The 13,963-nt window shown below is 61.0% G+C and carries 15 protein-coding genes; 9 read left to right on the forward strand and 6 right to left on the reverse strand.

Annotated features, from left to right (window positions below; translation table 11 throughout):
* Nucleotides 1-18 precede the first annotated feature (18 nt).
* Nucleotides 19-1,251, forward strand: coding sequence for an MFS transporter (locus RAK1035_RS06820; protein WP_008281395.1), 1,233 nt, complete (start codon nucleotides 19-21; stop codon nucleotides 1,249-1,251).
* On the opposite strand, the gene RAK1035_RS06825 is transcribed toward RAK1035_RS06820, so the two are convergent.
* The 5 genes from RAK1035_RS06825 to RAK1035_RS06845 are packed head-to-tail and all read right to left on the reverse strand — an operon-like array spanning nucleotide 1,248 to nucleotide 5,643.
* Complete coding sequence (locus RAK1035_RS06825) at nucleotides 1,248-2,171, reverse strand: alpha/beta fold hydrolase (RefSeq protein ID WP_008281396.1); 924 nt, start codon at nucleotides 2,169-2,171, stop codon at nucleotides 1,248-1,250. The genes RAK1035_RS06820 and RAK1035_RS06825 overlap by 4 nt on opposite strands.
* Complete coding sequence (locus tag RAK1035_RS06830) at nucleotides 2,168-3,085, reverse strand: ornithine cyclodeaminase family protein (protein ID WP_008281397.1); 918 nt, start codon at nucleotides 3,083-3,085, stop codon at nucleotides 2,168-2,170. Before RAK1035_RS06830 ends, RAK1035_RS06825 begins: the two co-directional genes overlap by 4 nt.
* Nucleotides 3,086-3,100: 15 nt before the next feature.
* Nucleotides 3,101-4,072, reverse strand: coding sequence for a DMT family transporter (locus RAK1035_RS06835; RefSeq protein WP_008281398.1), 972 nt, complete (start codon nucleotides 4,070-4,072; stop codon nucleotides 3,101-3,103).
* Nucleotides 4,073-4,082: 10 nt separating this feature from the next.
* On the reverse strand, nucleotides 4,083-4,535 hold the full coding sequence (locus RAK1035_RS06840; RefSeq protein WP_008281399.1) for a YaiI/YqxD family protein: 453 nt from the start codon (nucleotides 4,533-4,535) through the stop codon (nucleotides 4,083-4,085).
* Between the two features lie 22 nt (nucleotides 4,536-4,557).
* Nucleotides 4,558-5,643, reverse strand: coding sequence for a CaiB/BaiF CoA transferase family protein (locus RAK1035_RS06845; protein WP_008281400.1), 1,086 nt, complete (start codon nucleotides 5,641-5,643; stop codon nucleotides 4,558-4,560).
* A gap of 147 nt (nucleotides 5,644-5,790) precedes the next feature.
* Between RAK1035_RS06845 and RAK1035_RS06850 the strand changes: the two genes are divergently transcribed.
* A complete protein-coding gene (locus tag RAK1035_RS06850; protein ID WP_008281401.1) occupies nucleotides 5,791-6,294 on the forward strand; it encodes a CoxG family protein in 504 nt (167 codons plus the stop codon).
* Between the two features lie 6 nt (nucleotides 6,295-6,300).
* On the opposite strand, the gene RAK1035_RS06855 is transcribed toward RAK1035_RS06850, so the two are convergent.
* Nucleotides 6,301-7,017, reverse strand: coding sequence for an SGNH/GDSL hydrolase family protein (locus RAK1035_RS06855; protein ID WP_008281402.1), 717 nt, complete (start codon nucleotides 7,015-7,017; stop codon nucleotides 6,301-6,303).
* Between the two features lie 200 nt (nucleotides 7,018-7,217).
* On the opposite strand from RAK1035_RS06855, the gene RAK1035_RS06860 reads away from it, so the two are divergent.
* The 7 genes from RAK1035_RS06860 to uvrC all read left to right on the forward strand — a co-directional run bounded on the left by RAK1035_RS06860 (nucleotide 7,218) and on the right by uvrC (nucleotide 13,904).
* Entirely contained in the window at nucleotides 7,218-8,147 is a 930-nt protein-coding gene (locus tag RAK1035_RS06860) for an ABC transporter ATP-binding protein (RefSeq protein ID WP_008281403.1), read from the forward strand.
* Nucleotides 8,144-8,905 carry an ABC transporter permease gene (locus RAK1035_RS06865; protein ID WP_008281404.1) on the forward strand — a complete coding sequence of 254 codons (762 nt, stop codon included), beginning with the start codon at nucleotides 8,144-8,146 and terminating at the stop codon, nucleotides 8,903-8,905. Before RAK1035_RS06860 ends, RAK1035_RS06865 begins: the two co-directional genes overlap by 4 nt.
* 109 nt (nucleotides 8,906-9,014) lie before the next feature.
* Nucleotides 9,015-9,812 carry a S49 family peptidase gene (locus RAK1035_RS06870; protein WP_037297873.1) on the forward strand — a complete coding sequence of 266 codons (798 nt, stop codon included), beginning with the start codon at nucleotides 9,015-9,017 and terminating at the stop codon, nucleotides 9,810-9,812.
* Entirely contained in the window at nucleotides 9,793-9,984 is a 192-nt protein-coding gene (locus tag RAK1035_RS20490) for a hypothetical protein (protein WP_008281406.1), read from the forward strand. Before RAK1035_RS06870 ends, RAK1035_RS20490 begins: the two co-directional genes overlap by 20 nt.
* A complete protein-coding gene (locus tag RAK1035_RS06880) occupies nucleotides 9,981-10,946 on the forward strand; it encodes a calcium/sodium antiporter (protein WP_008281407.1) in 966 nt (321 codons plus the stop codon). The genes RAK1035_RS20490 and RAK1035_RS06880 overlap by 4 nt, the downstream gene beginning before the upstream one ends.
* 13 nt (nucleotides 10,947-10,959) lie before the next feature.
* Nucleotides 10,960-11,739 carry an SDR family oxidoreductase gene (locus RAK1035_RS06885; protein WP_008281408.1) on the forward strand — a complete coding sequence of 260 codons (780 nt, stop codon included), beginning with the start codon at nucleotides 10,960-10,962 and terminating at the stop codon, nucleotides 11,737-11,739.
* Between the two features lie 296 nt (nucleotides 11,740-12,035).
* Complete coding sequence (uvrC, locus tag RAK1035_RS06890; protein WP_008281409.1) at nucleotides 12,036-13,904, forward strand: excinuclease ABC subunit UvrC; 1,869 nt, start codon at nucleotides 12,036-12,038, stop codon at nucleotides 13,902-13,904.
* Nucleotides 13,905-13,963: the final 59 nt, after the last annotated feature.

Consider the following 13,963-nt stretch of genomic DNA (forward strand, 5'->3'; position numbering starts at 1 on the left):
ATAGCGCGCGAGGATCCAATGCCGAAATCCGCCCCCCTGATTACCCCCGTTCTTGTGGCGGGTTGCACCATTATTCTGATTTCCTTTGCGATCCGCGCCTCGTTTGGCGTGTTTCAGATTCCGATTGCGACCGAGTTCAATTGGCCCCGCGCCGAGTTTTCGCTGGCCATCGCGATCCAGAATCTTGCGTGGGGCTTTGGCCAGCCGATTTTTGGCGCGCTGGCTGAAAAGATCGGCGACCAAAAGGCGATCATTCTGGGCGCGCTGACCTATGCGGCGGGTTTGGTGCTGTCGTCCTTTGCTGTCACGCCAGAGGCGCATCAACTCTATGAGATTCTCGTGGGTTTTGGCATCGCGGGCACCGGATTTGGCGTGATCCTTGCCGTGGTCGGGCGGGCAAGTTCGGACGAGAACCGCTCGATGAGCCTCGCCATTGCCACTGCTGCGGGATCGGCGGGGCAGGTGTTTGGCGCGCCTCTGGCAGAATTCATGCTCTCGCTGATGACATGGCAGAGCGTGTTCCTGATCTTTGCCGCAGTGATCATCGCCGTGCTGGCCATGCTGCCGCTGATGCGCGCCCCCGCCCCGGTGGACCGCACGGTGATCGAGGAGTCGATGGGCACGATCCTGCGCCGCGCCTTTCGCGATCCGTCCTATACGCTGATCTTCCTCGGTTTTTTCAGTTGCGGTTATCAACTGGCCTTTGTCACCGCGCATTTCCCGGCCTTTGTCACCGAGATGTGTGGCCCTATCCTTCCCGGTGGGGCGCTGCATAATATTGGCATCACCACCACCTCGGCGCTGGGCGCTGTGGCGATTTCGATCATCGGTCTGGCCAATATCGCGGGCACGCTGACGGCAGGATGGCTGGGCAAGCGCTATTCCAAGAAGAACCTGCTGGCGGGTATCTATCTGGGCCGGACGCTGATTGCTGCGGCGTTCATCATGACGCCAATTACGCCTGCGACGGTATTGCTTTTTTCGGTCTCGATGGGGGCGCTGTGGTTGGCGACCGTGCCGCTGACATCCGGTCTCGTCGCGCATCTTTACGGGTTGCGCTACATGGGCACACTCTATGGGATCGTGTTCTTTTCCCACCAGCTTGGCAGCTTTATGGGCGTCTGGTTGGGTGGCAAGATGTATGATCTTTACGGGAATTATACGATGGTCTGGTGGATTGGTGTGGGTGTCGGCGCCTTCTCGGCCATCGTCCACCTGCCGATCAAGGAGCGGCGGTTGCAGGCCGCCTAATCGCGCATCAGATCACGCAGCGCGGTCAACACCGCGTCGCTGTGGGTATAGGTCAGGCCATGGCCCGCGCCCTCGATCACCTCTTGGCGGGCGTTTCGGTTGACCTCGGCCAGTCGCGCCATGCTGCGCAGCGGGATAACGGTATCTTCGCGCCCCCAGATCGCCAGCACGGGCAGGCGGCTTTCGGCGATATCCGCATGCTCTTCGGTCAGATCCTCTGAGACCATCCCACTGATGGAACGGGCGACCGCAGGCACAAAGCCGCGAGTGCGCAGTTGGGCCTGTTGTAGATCGACGATGCCCGGCACGCTGGAGGGCAGATGCCGCTCTGCTTCGCAGCCTTTGCGAAAGCTGCGCGGAAATCCGGCAAGCATCAGCCATTGCGCAAACCAGCCGCCGCGCGCCACCCGTTCTGCCAGCGGTCCCAGATCATGCCCAAAGCCCGCAGGTGCAATCAAAATGAGCGCGCGCAGGCGCTCGGGATGCAGGGCGGCAAAGGCCGTGGCAATCGCGCCGCCCATGGAATAGCCTAGAAGCGTAAAATCGCCTGTAATGCCCTGATCCTCGAGCAATTCCTCAAGCTGGTTGATGAAAAAGGCGCTGTCCTGCGGGCCATCTGGCCTATCGCTATAGCCGCGCCCATAAAGGTCATAGACCAGCACGCGGTAGCCAAGTTTGCCTAATCCCGCCGCGATGCCCTGCCAGACAAAAGAGGGCGTGGTCAGACCATGCACACAAACCGCCACCGGCCCGCGCGTGGCCCCCAGCCAGCGATAATGCGTGATCCCACGTGAGAGATGGGCAAAGTCGCCGGGGGCATGTTTGCGGAGCCTGTCATTCATCACAGGCTTCATCGCTTCGCGCAGAAACGGGGCGGCGATGAGCAGCCCCAAAAGGATCAAAAAGCCAAGCCAGATCATGCCGCCGCCCTCCAGGCGTCGAGAATATAGCGGCTTGTCATCAGGTCGAGATGCGCGCCGCCACCATTTTTGAACAGGGTGATGTCTTTGGGCGATTGTCGCCGGAAGCGTTCAGGCTGGTAGAAATCTGCAATCAGGTGATCCCGGGTGATTGCCCCGGTGTCCAGTGGCGTCTTGATCTCGCCGATATGATCCACTGTGGTGTCGAAACTATCGACAAACACCCGCGCCCGGGCGATGGCGGCATCATCCGCTTCGCGCATATCGGGGCGATAGGCCCCGATCAGGTCAATGTGCTGACCGGGGCGCAGCCAGCCCCCCTTGATCAGCGGATCGCTGGACATGGTGGCAGAGGTGACGATATCCGCCGCGCGCACCGCTGTTTCCAGATCCTCGGCTACGCTCATCCCCTCACACTCTGCCGCCATCGCCTCGGCATTGGCGCAGGTGCGGTTCCAGATGCTGAACCGCGCCTGCGGAAAGACCGCGCGATAGGCCTGCCAAAGCGAGCGGCCCACGGTGCCCGCGCCGACAATCAGGATGGTTTCGCTATCGGGCCGCGCCAGCCGGGTGGCAGCATAGAGGCTGTCACCGGCGGTCTTCCACTTGGTCACAAGGTGGAAATCAACCAGCGCCTCGAGCGTGCCATCGCTATCGGAATAAAGATTGACCGCCCCGTTGATCATGGGCTCGCCCCGCTCTGGATTGCCCGGAAAGATCGTGGCGGATTTCACCGCGAGCCCCATGCCGTCAATCCATGCCGCGCGGTTGAGAAGCGTATCGCGGCCCCGGTAGAGCAGCGTATCGGCAATCTCGGCCTTGGGCAGGCGGTGCCCCGCCTCGAACGCAGCACAGAGACCGAGCCAGTCCAGATGCGCCTCGCCTTGGGCAAAAGGAATGATCGTCAGGCTCATGCGTCTCTCCTGTGTTTAGCGGCGATAGGTCGGGGCTTTGGCGGCCAGCGTCGCATCCTTGACCGACTCGCGCCACAAGAGATAGAGCCCAGAGCCCACAATCAGGGCAATTCCGATCCAAGCGGTCGCATCGGGCCAGGTGCCAAACACCGTCACCCCCCACATGATCGCCATCGGCATGGCGACATATTCAAAGGGCGCGGCAAAGGCGGCCTCGGACAGCCGGTAGGCCTGAGAGATGAAGAGGCCCCCCAACATGCCGGATATGCCCAGCATGATCAGGATCGGCCAATCCCCCGGCGCGGGCCAAACCCAAGCGCGGAACAGGAATTCAAGCGAGGGATGCCCCATCCCGGCAAAGCGCCCATCGCCAAAGCTGAGGCCGATGATCGTGCTGGCGATGATAAAGGTAAGCTGGATGTAAAAGGCCATGGTTGGCGCGCTCTCGGTGCCGCCGATCTTGCGCGCGAGGATATGCATGACGGCGTAGAGAAACGCCGCCGCAATGGGCAAGAGCGAGGCCAGTTGAAACGCCGCTGTGCCCGGCTTGACGATCACCAAAACGCCCAGAAACCCCACGGCAATGGCCGCCCATCGCCGGGTGCCGACGCTCTCGCGCAGGAACAGCACCGAGAACACGGTGATCACCAGCGGCGAGACAAAGAACACCGCCACGGCATCGGCAATCGGCATTGCCGCCAGACCCAGAAAGAGACAGGTATTGGCGCTGACCACGCAGAGCCCGCGCAAAAGGTGCATTTTCGGGCGGCGCGTGCGGATAAGGGCCAGACCGCCCGCAAAAGGCATGACAAAAGCCACAAACGCCGCCATGCCCACCAGTGCCCGGATAAACACCACCTGATGCAGGGCATAGCTATCCGAGAGAAACTTGATCCCCACATCGTTGAGCGAAAAACACAGCACCGCCGCCAGCGCATAGCCAGCGCCGATCAGGTTGGAACGCTGAATGGTTGCGGCGGTGGTCATGGGACGTCCTTTAGATGTTACGGGCCGCAGCCCGCACCGCCCGTTCCAGAGCGTCCAGAAAACGCGAGCGGTCGGCCTTTGTAAACCCTTTGCCGCCGCCTTGGCGAAAGGGGTCTGCGGCGCGCAGGTCGGCCATGAGGTCGCGCGTGGCGAGCACGTTGCCGATGTTGGCCCCCGTCAGCGCCTCGCCGTTGTGTTTGAGCACCAGCGCGCCCGCTGCCACGCATTTCGCGGCCAAGGGGATATCCCCGGTGATGACCACATCGCCCGGCCCTGCGCGCTCGGCGATCCACATATCGGCCACGTCGGGGCCGTCGGGCACAATCACCATCTCGACAAGCGGATTGCGCGATGGGCGCAGGCCGCCGTTCGAGACCACAAAGATCCGCAGCCCGTGCCGCGTGCCGACACGCTCGACCTCGTCCTTGACTGGGCAGGCATCAGCATCGACGTAAATGGGCATAGGGCGGTCCTTTTGCCTAGGGTCAGAGGGGCGCATCAAGCCAAGCGCGAATTTCGGCGCTGTGCTCTCCGCGTGTGGGTGGTGGGGCGACGCTGTGGCGTTGACCGTCAAACCGGGGGGCGGGGGTGGGGCTAAGGCCGCCACCATCCTCCTGCCAGACGCCACGCGCTGCCATATGCGGATCTTGTGCGGCCTGATCGGGGCGCAAAACCGGCGCGACGCAGGCATCCGACCCGGCAAATACCTCGGCCCAATGTGCCAGCGGCTGCGCGGCAAAGAGGGCAGCCAATCTGGCCCCCTGTTCGGGCCATTGCGCGCGGTCGTGCTGCGCCGCAAGATGAGGATCGTCCGACAGGCCAAGGCGGGACAGGAACGCGGCGTAGAACTGTGGCTCAAGGCATTGCACCGTGAGCCAGCCGCCGCAAGCGCAGGCGTAGACGCGGCTCCAATGTGGGCCATCAAGCAGGCTTTGACCGCGCGTCATGCTGAGGTTACCGGTGGGCATCATCGACATCAAAAGCGCCATCATATGCGCCGAGCCATCGACAATGGCCGCATCCACCACGGTGCCCTGTCCGGTGCGCGCGGCGCGGATCAGACCTGCCAGCATCCCGGCCAAAAGATAAAGCGCGCCGCCGCCCACATCGCCTACAAGGGTAGCGGGCGTCTGCGGCGGCGTGCCGGGCGCGCCCGCATACCAGAGCGCGCCGGAAGTGGCGATATAGTTGAGATCATGCCCCGCCTCATAGGCGCGCGGCCCGTCCTGCCCCCAGCCGGTCATGCGCCCATAGACAAGGCGCGGGTTGGCGGCCTGCATCGTCTCTGGCCCCAGACCCAGCCGCTCCATCACGCCGGGGCGAAATCCCTCGATCAGCGCATCCGCGCGTTCAATCAGGGCGCGGGCAATGGCGATATCCGCTGTGGTTTTAAGATCCAGCACGATGGACCGCTTGCCGCGGTCGAGCAAGTTCTGAGCGCCCGCCACGGGATTGCCGGCACTGGGGCGGTGGATCACGATCACCTCTGCGCCCATTTCGGCCAGCATCATCGCGGCAAAGGGCGCTGGCCCCAGCCCTTCGAATTCCACCACGCGCAGACCTGACAGCATCTTTGCCCCAATCTTGTTTGGGCGCAGGGTAAGGGCAGGCGCGCGCGAAGGCCAGATGCCACGCGCCGCTCCGACTTTCTGCTCTCTTGGCGCGGCATTGGGGCTGCGCTAGGGTAGGGGTGTGATGGAACGGGAGGGACCGAGCAGATGCAGATGAGTGACGCGCGCGACATCAAGGCGGATCGGGCGACGGTCTGGGCGGCCCTGCTTAGCCCCGAGGTGCTCAAGGAATGTGTGCCCGGCGCGCAGGAGGTGACGGGCACGCCCGAAGAGGGGTTCGAGGCGACCGTTGTGCAAAAGGTCGGGCCGGTGAAGGCGACGTTCAAGGGCATGGTCAAAGTGTCGAACATCGTGGAGTTGGAAAGTCTGACCCTGACCGGCGAGGGCAAAGGCGGGGCCGCAGGCTATGCCAAGGGCGGGGCCAATGTGCGGCTGGAAGACAGTGAAACCGGCACGCGGCTGAGCTATGATGTCGAGGCGAGCGTCGGCGGCAAGCTGGCGCAGCTGGGAAGCCGGTTGGTGGACGGTTTTGCCAAAAAGATGGCGGATCAGTTCTTTACCCGCCTCGAAGAAGTGCTGGAAGGTCCGTCAGAGGACGATCCGGAACCCGAGGCGGAAAAGAAAGGCTGGCTTAAACGGTTGATCAGCTAGGGTGCATCACTCTGTCAGAAGTCGATTGCGGGATACGGTGCCGGGATCATTTCCGGCGATGACATCCGCAATACGTTGGCCGATCATGCGGCTGGCCTTGAACGAGGGGTGAATGAGGTCGATCCCGTGATAGGATCGGTCGCCATGCGGCACCATGTCTGCAAGGGGCAGGAAATGCACACCCCGGTCAAGCCCCGCCAAGAGCGCCACGCGACGATCCATCTCGGCCCCTTCATCGGTGCAATGTTCCACGGGTGATGTGATGCCCGGCGTGCGCAGATAGCCGACATAGATCACCTGCGCCCCGCTTTGACGGAGGCGCGAGACAAAGCCGGGGATCGCGCCGCGTCGCCCATCCCGGGAAATCAGGCGATCGAGCTTGCCCCCACAGCGCATGCAGCCGCAGCCAAGCCAGAGATCATTGCCGCCGCCATTCAGCACGGCCCAATCCCAATCGCCCTGCCGATATTGCTTGGTTATGTTCAGGCCAAGTGCGCCGGTGATCGGCAGGCGGTAAAGAAACCGTGCTCCGGCAACCGACATATCGGTGACGCGCACGCCCAATTCCCGCTCCACCGACGAGGAAACAGAGCGCCCGGTCAGCTTGTGCATCGCCAAAAGCGAATCACCCATGACCAGAATGCGCGGTTCTGCCTGCGCTTGGCTGACCCCCGTCATCAGCGTACACGCCAGCAGAACAAGCCTGAATATATGCTTGATCATCCCGTTCCCCTTGCCGTCGTCAGGCCCGCCACCCCGTGTGGTCGGTACTCTAGCATCATGCAGGCAAACTATGAACAAACTCACAAAAACAGACTGTTCTTTGATCGGCGACACCGCGCATCGACGCACAGGGACCTATGCCGGGATGCGCGTTGCGTTCGGGTGTCGATGGATTAGGTTCCGCACAAAGGGGAATATCTATGACAGCTATCGTAACGGTCGAGGGTCTAAGCAAGACCTATAAGGGCGGCTTTGTCGCGCTCAACGCGGTGACACTCAGCATAGAAGAGGGCGAAATCCTTGCGCTGCTTGGTCCCAATGGGGCAGGTAAAACGACGCTGATTTCGACACTCTGCGGCATTACCACGCCGACGGGTGGGCGGGCTTCGGTCGGGGGGCATGACATTGTGACCGGCTATCGTGCCGCGCGGGCGATGATCGGCCTTGTGCCACAGGAAATTGCGTTGGAACCTTTCGAAAAGGTCATCAACACCGTGCGCTTTTCAAGGGGGCTATTCGGGCGGTCGCCGGATGAGGCGCTGATAGAGCGTATTTTGCGGCAACTCTCGCTTTGGGATAAGCGCAACAACCGGATTCGCGAGCTTTCGGGTGGGATGAAGCGCCGGGTTCTGATCGCCAAGGCGCTCTGTCACGAGCCGCGTGTTCTGTTTCTCGACGAGCCGACGGCGGGCGTCGATGTGGAGTTGCGCCGGGATATGTGGGAGGTGGTGCGCGGGTTGAAAGAAAGCGGCGTGACCATCATCCTGACCACGCATTATCTGGAAGAGGCCGAGGCCATGGCCGACCGGATCGCGGTCATCAACAAGGGAGAAATCCTGTTGATCGAGGACAAGGCCGCGCTGATGCGTCGGATGGGGCGCAAATCCTTGCGGATTGATCTGGTGTCGCCGCTTGAGCAAGTGCCAGAGGCTCTCTCTGGCTATGATCTGGAACAGGCCCCGGACGGTCAGGCGCTGATCTATCATTATGACACACGCGGCGAGGGCACCGGCATCACCCGGCTTTTGCAGGCCTTGGCTGCCGAGGGGCTGTCGGTTCGAGACATCGAAACACGCCAGAGCAGTCTCGAAGAGATTTTCGTGGGCCTTGTGCGGGAGGACGCAGCATGAACCTGCACGCTATTCGCGCCATTTACATCTACGAGATGAAGCGGTTTTTCCGCACCATCCTGGAGAGTCTGCTGTCGCCGGTCATTTCGACCACGCTCTATTTTGTGGTCTTTGGTGCCGCCATTGGTGGGCGGATCCAAGAGGTGGAGGGTGTGAGCTATGCCGCCTTTATCGTGCCCGGCCTGATCATGCTCAGCGTGATGACGCAGGCAATTTCCAACGCCTCTTTCGGGATCTATTTCCCGAAATTCATCGGCACGATCTTTGAATTGCTCTCGGCTCCGGTCAATTTCCTAGAAATCGTGCTGGGTTACGTTGGCGCGGCGGCGACCAAGGCGTTGATGATCGGCTCGGTGATCCTGATCACGGCCAGCCTGTTTGTTGATCTCGATATTCAGCATCCTTGGATCATGGTGCTGTTTTTGGTGATGATCTGTGTGTCCTTTGCCCTTTTTGGCTTCATCATCGGCATTTGGGCCGAGAATTTTCAGCAATTGCAATTGATCCCGCTGTTGGTGATCACGCCGCTCGTGTTTCTTGGGGGGGCGTTCTATTCCATCTCGATGTTGCCGCCCGCGTGGCAGGTGGTGACGCTGTTCAACCCGGTTGTTTACCTCATCTCAGGGTTTCGCTGGGCGTTTTTCGGGGTGGCGGATGTGGGGATCGGATACAGTCTTTTGGCGGTCGCTGTGTTCTTTGGCCTCTGCCTTGCGGCGGTTTGGATGATCTTCAAGACCGGATACCGCATCAAATCATGACCCTGTCGCGTGATCTTTTTCGCGCGAGAACAGGGGAAATGCCGGGGAAGGGCGATCAGATGCACGGGCTGCCTTGTTTGTCATGCCCTCGCACTCTACATCGGGCGACATGAGACATATGATCCCCTTCCTCAACCGCAGGCCCACCGTCGCGGTCATCCGCCTTGCGGGGATGATCGGCGGGGGTCCGCGCGCGGCCCTGAGTGACGAAGCCATCGGGCCGGTGATCGAAAAAGCATTTGCGCGCGGCAAGCCGGTGGCGGTGGCGCTGGTCATCAATTCTCCCGGTGGATCGCCGGTGCAATCCTCGCTTATCGCGGCCCGTATCCGCCGGCTGGCGGAGGAAAAGAAAATCCCCGTGCATGCCTTTGTCGAGGATGTGGCGGCCTCGGGTGGCTATTGGCTGGCGGTTGCGGCGGATGACATCTGGGTCGATGCCTCTTCGGTGCTGGGCTCTATTGGGGTGATCTCGGCGGGCTTTGGCGCAAACGAGTTTCTGGCGCGGCAGGGGATTGAGCGACGCATTTACACGGCAGGCAAGTCCAAGAGCACGCTTGACCCGTTCATGCCCGAAAAGCCCGAGGATGTGACCCGCCTCAAGAGCATTCTGGAAGACATTCATGCCGCCTTCATCACCCATGTGAAATCCCGGCGCGGTGCGCGGTTGCGCGACGATCCGGATTTGTTCACCGGTGAATTCTGGCTGGGGTCGCTCAGCGTCGAATTGGGGCTGGCGGATGGCATTGCGCATCTGCTGCCGAAGCTCAAGGAACTTTACGGCGACAAGGTGCAGCTTGCCCGCTATGGCCGCAAACGCGGGATATTTCCGCGATTTGGGGCGGCTATCGCCGAAGACGCGCTGAGCGTCGTCGAAGAACGGGCCAGCCTTGCCCGGTTCGGCCTCTGATTTGTTGGTCAAGGTCGTCATATTCTTTCTTGTGGCGATGGGGGTCCTCGCCATGTTTGGCCGTCTCCGTTTTCCGGGGCAAAAGCGGCTCAGTCAGGCCAAATGCCAGAAATGCGGGCGCTACCGCATCGGCAAGGGGCCCTGTTCCTGCGAAAAGGGTAAATTGAAATGATGCCATGGCTCTTGTCGGCGCTGGGGCTGGTGATCCTGCTTCTGGCTGGGGATGCCTTGGTCAAAGGGGCTGTGAACCTAAGTTTGCGTGTGGGGATCCCGGCGCTGATCGTCAGCCTCACGGTGGTGGCCTTTGGCACCTCTGCGCCGGAACTGCTGATCTCGGTCAACGCGATTTTGGATGACAAGCCGGGGCTGGCACTGGGCAATGTGGTGGGCTCGAATACCGCCAACATCCTTTTGGTGTTGGGTATTCCGGCTATTCTCGCGGTACTGCATACCAGCAGTTGCAGGTGCTCCAAATCGTATCTCCAGATGCTCGCCGCTTCGGTCCTGTTCATTCTGTTGGCCTTTCGCGGCACGTTTGACTGGATCTCGGGTCTGATCCTGCTTGCGGCTTTGGCGCTTATGCTGGCGGATGCGTTTCGCGACACGATGGCGCATCGTCGCGAGGCGGCCATCACGGCCCTGTCCGAGGCGGATGGCATCGAGGATGTGGAAGGCGCAGACCCCAATATGCCGTGGTGGCAGATCATCACTTTCCTTGTGCTGGGCCTTGTGGGGCTGCCGCTTGGTGCGGATATCCTTGTGGACAATGCCTCAATTCTCGCGCAGCGCTACGGCGTCAGCGAGGCGGTGATCGGCCTTACGCTGGTTGCGGTCGGCACCTCATTGCCGGAACTCGCGACCACGGTGATGGCGGCATTGCGCAAACAGGCCGATGTGGCGCTGGGCAATGTCATCGGGTCCAACATGTTCAACCTGCTTGGCATCATCGGTGTTGCGGCGCTGGTTGGTGAAATTCCTGTTGATCCTCAGTTCCTCAATTTCGATCTCTGGGTGATGCTGGGCACGTCCTTGCTGATCATTCCTTTCGTGTTCTTCAAGATCGACATCACGCGTGTGTGGGGCATCGCCTTGACCTCTGCTTATGTGGTCTATGTCTCGGTGATATTGATCTGAGGAGTAGCAGGGCATGACGCGGGCTTTGGTGACAGGCGCGGGTAAACGGCTGGGCCGGGCAATGGCGTTGGAGCTGGCGCGGCAAGGGCATGATGTGGCCGTTCATTACGCCACCTCGCGCGAGGCAGCAGAATCCGTGGCCGATGAAATTCGGGCGTTGGGGCGAGAGGCGGTGACGCTAGAGGCGGACCTGCTGGACGAGGCGCAGGTGACACCGCTGGTGGCGCGTGCTGCCCAAGCACTGGGCGGGCCGCTGACCACGCTTATCAACAACGCCTCGATCTTTGACTATGACAACATCCAGACCGCCACGCGCCTGAGCTGGGATCGCCACATGGAAAGCAATCTGCGCGCGCCTTTCGTGCTGACGCAGCAGATGGCGGCGCAGGTGCCCGCACCGACCATGGACGACTATGACGAGCCGGTGGCGCAGGGGCTGGTGATCAATATGATTGACCAGCGCGTGCACAAGTTGACGCCCGAGTTCATGACATACACGATTGCCAAGATGGGTCTCTGGGCGCTGACCCGGACTGCGGCACAGGCGCTGGCCCCACGGGTGCGCGTCAATGCCATCGGACCGGGGCCGACATTGCAAGGGCATCGCCAGAGCGACAGCCATTTCCAGAACCAGCGCCAAGCGACCATTTTGCAACGTGGCGCCAATCCGCAGGATATCACAGCGGCGCTTGTCTACTTCCTGAATGCACCGGGTGTGACGGGCCAATTGCTCTGTGTGGATGGGGGCCAGCACCTGGGTTGGCAGACCCCTGATGTTCTGGGTGTGGAGTAAAACGCGCGTCCGACGAAAAAAGTTTTGCACTGGCCGTGGGTTCGTCACGCAAGCGTTACAAAATCGTTAGTGTTTTCAACATTTTGCCAAGGGCATATATTTTTGTTGATAGATATCAATGTGTTGATAAACTGCCTAAAAATTAGGCATCTTAACGAACCCAGCCGAATCCAAGGAAAATTTCCACTTCCCGGAAACCTATCCGCAGAGTTATCCACAGAAACCGTGGACAGCTTCCCTCTTGCTCTCCGGGTCGGATCATTGCAGCACTCGGGGGGAATCATATCTGAGAGCCGATGACCGAAAACGCCCCCGAATCCCCACCCAAACCCGGCCATGATGTCATCCGGGACTATCTGCGCACGCTAGACGCGTCGCCGGGGGTCTACCGGATGCTCGATGCGCAGGCGCGGGTGCTTTATGTGGGCAAAGCGCGCAATTTGCGCGCGCGTGTGGCGAACTATGCCCGCCCCACCGGCCATACCGGGCGCATCGCGCGGATGATTTCAGAAACCGCGTCGATGATGTTTCTCACGACCGCGACCGAGACCGAGGCGCTGCTTTTGGAGCAGAACCTCATCAAACAGTTGAAGCCGCGCTACAACGTGCTGTTGCGCGACGACAAGAGCTTTCCCAACATCCTAGTCACCGGGCATGAGTTTCCGATGATCAAGAAACATCGCGGTGCCAAGCGTGAAAAGGGGGCTTATTACGGACCTTTCGCCAGTGCCGGTGCTGTCAACCGAACGCTGGCGCAGTTGCAGCGCGTGTTTCAGTTGCGCAATTGCACGGATGCCATGTTCGAGAGCCGGACGCGCCCCTGCTTGCAATATCAGATCAAGCGCTGCACCGCGCCCTGTGTGGGCAAGATTGATCGGGCAGAGTATGCAACGCAGGTTAGCGATGCCGAGCGTTATCTGTCGGGCCGCTCGACCGAGATTCAGGAAAAGCTGGCCGTGCAGATGGCCGAGGCCGCCGAGGCGATGGAATACGAGCGTGCTGCTGCCCTGCGGGATCGTATCAAGGCGATGACGCAGGTGCAGACCGCCCAAGGTATCAACCCCCGCACCGTGGACGAGGCCGATGTGATCGCGTTGCATCTGGAACAGGGCCAAGCCTGCGTGCAGGTGTTCTTTATTCGCGGCGGGCAGAACTGGGGCAATCAGGATTTCTATCCCCGTGTCGGTGTGGATGTTGAAGAGGCCGAGGCGCTCGAGGCCTTTATCGGTCAGTTCTATGACAGCAAGGAACCACCGCGCGCCTTGCTCTTGTCGCATCCGATCGAGAATGCCGATCTGATGCAGCAGGCGCTAAGCGACAAGCTGGGGCGCAAGGTGACGCTGAACGTGCCCCTGCGGGGGGAAAAGGCCGAGTTGGTCGACGCCGCGATGCGCAATGCCCGCGAAAGCCTTGCACGTAAAATGGCCGAGACAGCCACAACGGGCAAATTGCTGCGCGGCTTGGCCGAGGCGTTTGATCTGCCCGGCCCGCCGCAGCGGATCGAGGTTTATGACAACAGCCATATTCAGGGCACCGATGCCGTGGGCGCGATGATTGTCGCAGGCCCTGAGGGCATGATGAAAAACCACTATCGCAAGTTCAATATCCGGGGCGATGACATCACGCCGGGCGACGACTTCGGGATGATGAAAGAGGTGCTGACCCGCCGCTTCAAGCGGTTGTTGAAAGAAGACCCTGATCGCAGCCAAGGGCATTGGCCGGACCTGTTGTTGATCGACGGTGGGGCGGGGCAAGTCAGCGCCGTGGCCAGTATCATGCGCGAGATGGGGGTTGAGGATATTCCGATGGTCGGGGTCGCCAAAGGCGTGGACAGGGATGCCGGCAAGGAAGAGTTTCACCGCGTGGGCAAACATCCCATGGCGCTGCGCCATAACGATCCGGTGCTCTATTTCGTGCAGCGTCTGCGCGACGAGGCGCATCGTTTTGCCATCGGCACGCATCGCGCCAAACGCGCCAAGGCGGTGGGGGCCACGCCACTGGATGAGGTGCCGGGCATCGGGGCTGCGCGCAAACGCGCCCTTTTGGCCCATTTCGGCAGCGCCAAGGCCGTGAGCCGTGCCAATCTGGCCGATCTGCGTGCGGTCGAAGGGGTCTCAGACGCGATGGCTCAGAAGCTCTATGATTTTTTCCACGAACGCGGCTGAACGCTGTGCATCAGTCAGCTTGACAAAGCATGCTCAAAAACTGAACATGAATTCAGTTT

Source organism: Roseovarius sp. AK1035 (genome assembly GCF_003288315.1).
In the GTDB taxonomy this organism is placed as follows: Bacteria; Pseudomonadota; Alphaproteobacteria; order Rhodobacterales; family Rhodobacteraceae; genus Roseovarius; species Roseovarius mucosus_A.

Coding starts and splice junctions, on each gene's coding strand:
- RAK1035_RS06820 (WP_008281395.1), top strand. CDS start 19: ATGCCGAAATCCGCCCCCCTGATTACCCCCGTTCTTGTGGCGGGTTGC.
- RAK1035_RS06825 (WP_008281396.1), bottom strand. CDS start 2,171: ATGATCTGGCTTGGCTTTTTGATCCTTTTGGGGCTGCTCATCGCCGCC.
- RAK1035_RS06830 (WP_008281397.1), bottom strand. CDS start 3,085: ATGAGCCTGACGATCATTCCTTTTGCCCAAGGCGAGGCGCATCTGGAC.
- RAK1035_RS06835 (WP_008281398.1), bottom strand. CDS start 4,072: ATGACCACCGCCGCAACCATTCAGCGTTCCAACCTGATCGGCGCTGGC.
- RAK1035_RS06840 (WP_008281399.1), bottom strand. CDS start 4,535: ATGCCCATTTACGTCGATGCTGATGCCTGCCCAGTCAAGGACGAGGTC.
- RAK1035_RS06845 (WP_008281400.1), bottom strand. CDS start 5,643: ATGCTGTCAGGTCTGCGCGTGGTGGAATTCGAAGGGCTGGGGCCAGCG.
- RAK1035_RS06850 (WP_008281401.1), top strand. CDS start 5,791: ATGCAGATGAGTGACGCGCGCGACATCAAGGCGGATCGGGCGACGGTC.
- RAK1035_RS06855 (WP_008281402.1), bottom strand. CDS start 7,017: ATGATCAAGCATATATTCAGGCTTGTTCTGCTGGCGTGTACGCTGATG.
- RAK1035_RS06860 (WP_008281403.1), top strand. CDS start 7,218: ATGACAGCTATCGTAACGGTCGAGGGTCTAAGCAAGACCTATAAGGGC.
- RAK1035_RS06865 (WP_008281404.1), top strand. CDS start 8,144: ATGAACCTGCACGCTATTCGCGCCATTTACATCTACGAGATGAAGCGG.
- RAK1035_RS06870 (WP_037297873.1), top strand. CDS start 9,015: ATGAGACATATGATCCCCTTCCTCAACCGCAGGCCCACCGTCGCGGTC.
- RAK1035_RS06880 (WP_008281407.1), top strand. CDS start 9,981: ATGATGCCATGGCTCTTGTCGGCGCTGGGGCTGGTGATCCTGCTTCTG.
- RAK1035_RS06885 (WP_008281408.1), top strand. CDS start 10,960: ATGACGCGGGCTTTGGTGACAGGCGCGGGTAAACGGCTGGGCCGGGCA.
- uvrC (WP_008281409.1), top strand. CDS start 12,036: ATGACCGAAAACGCCCCCGAATCCCCACCCAAACCCGGCCATGATGTC.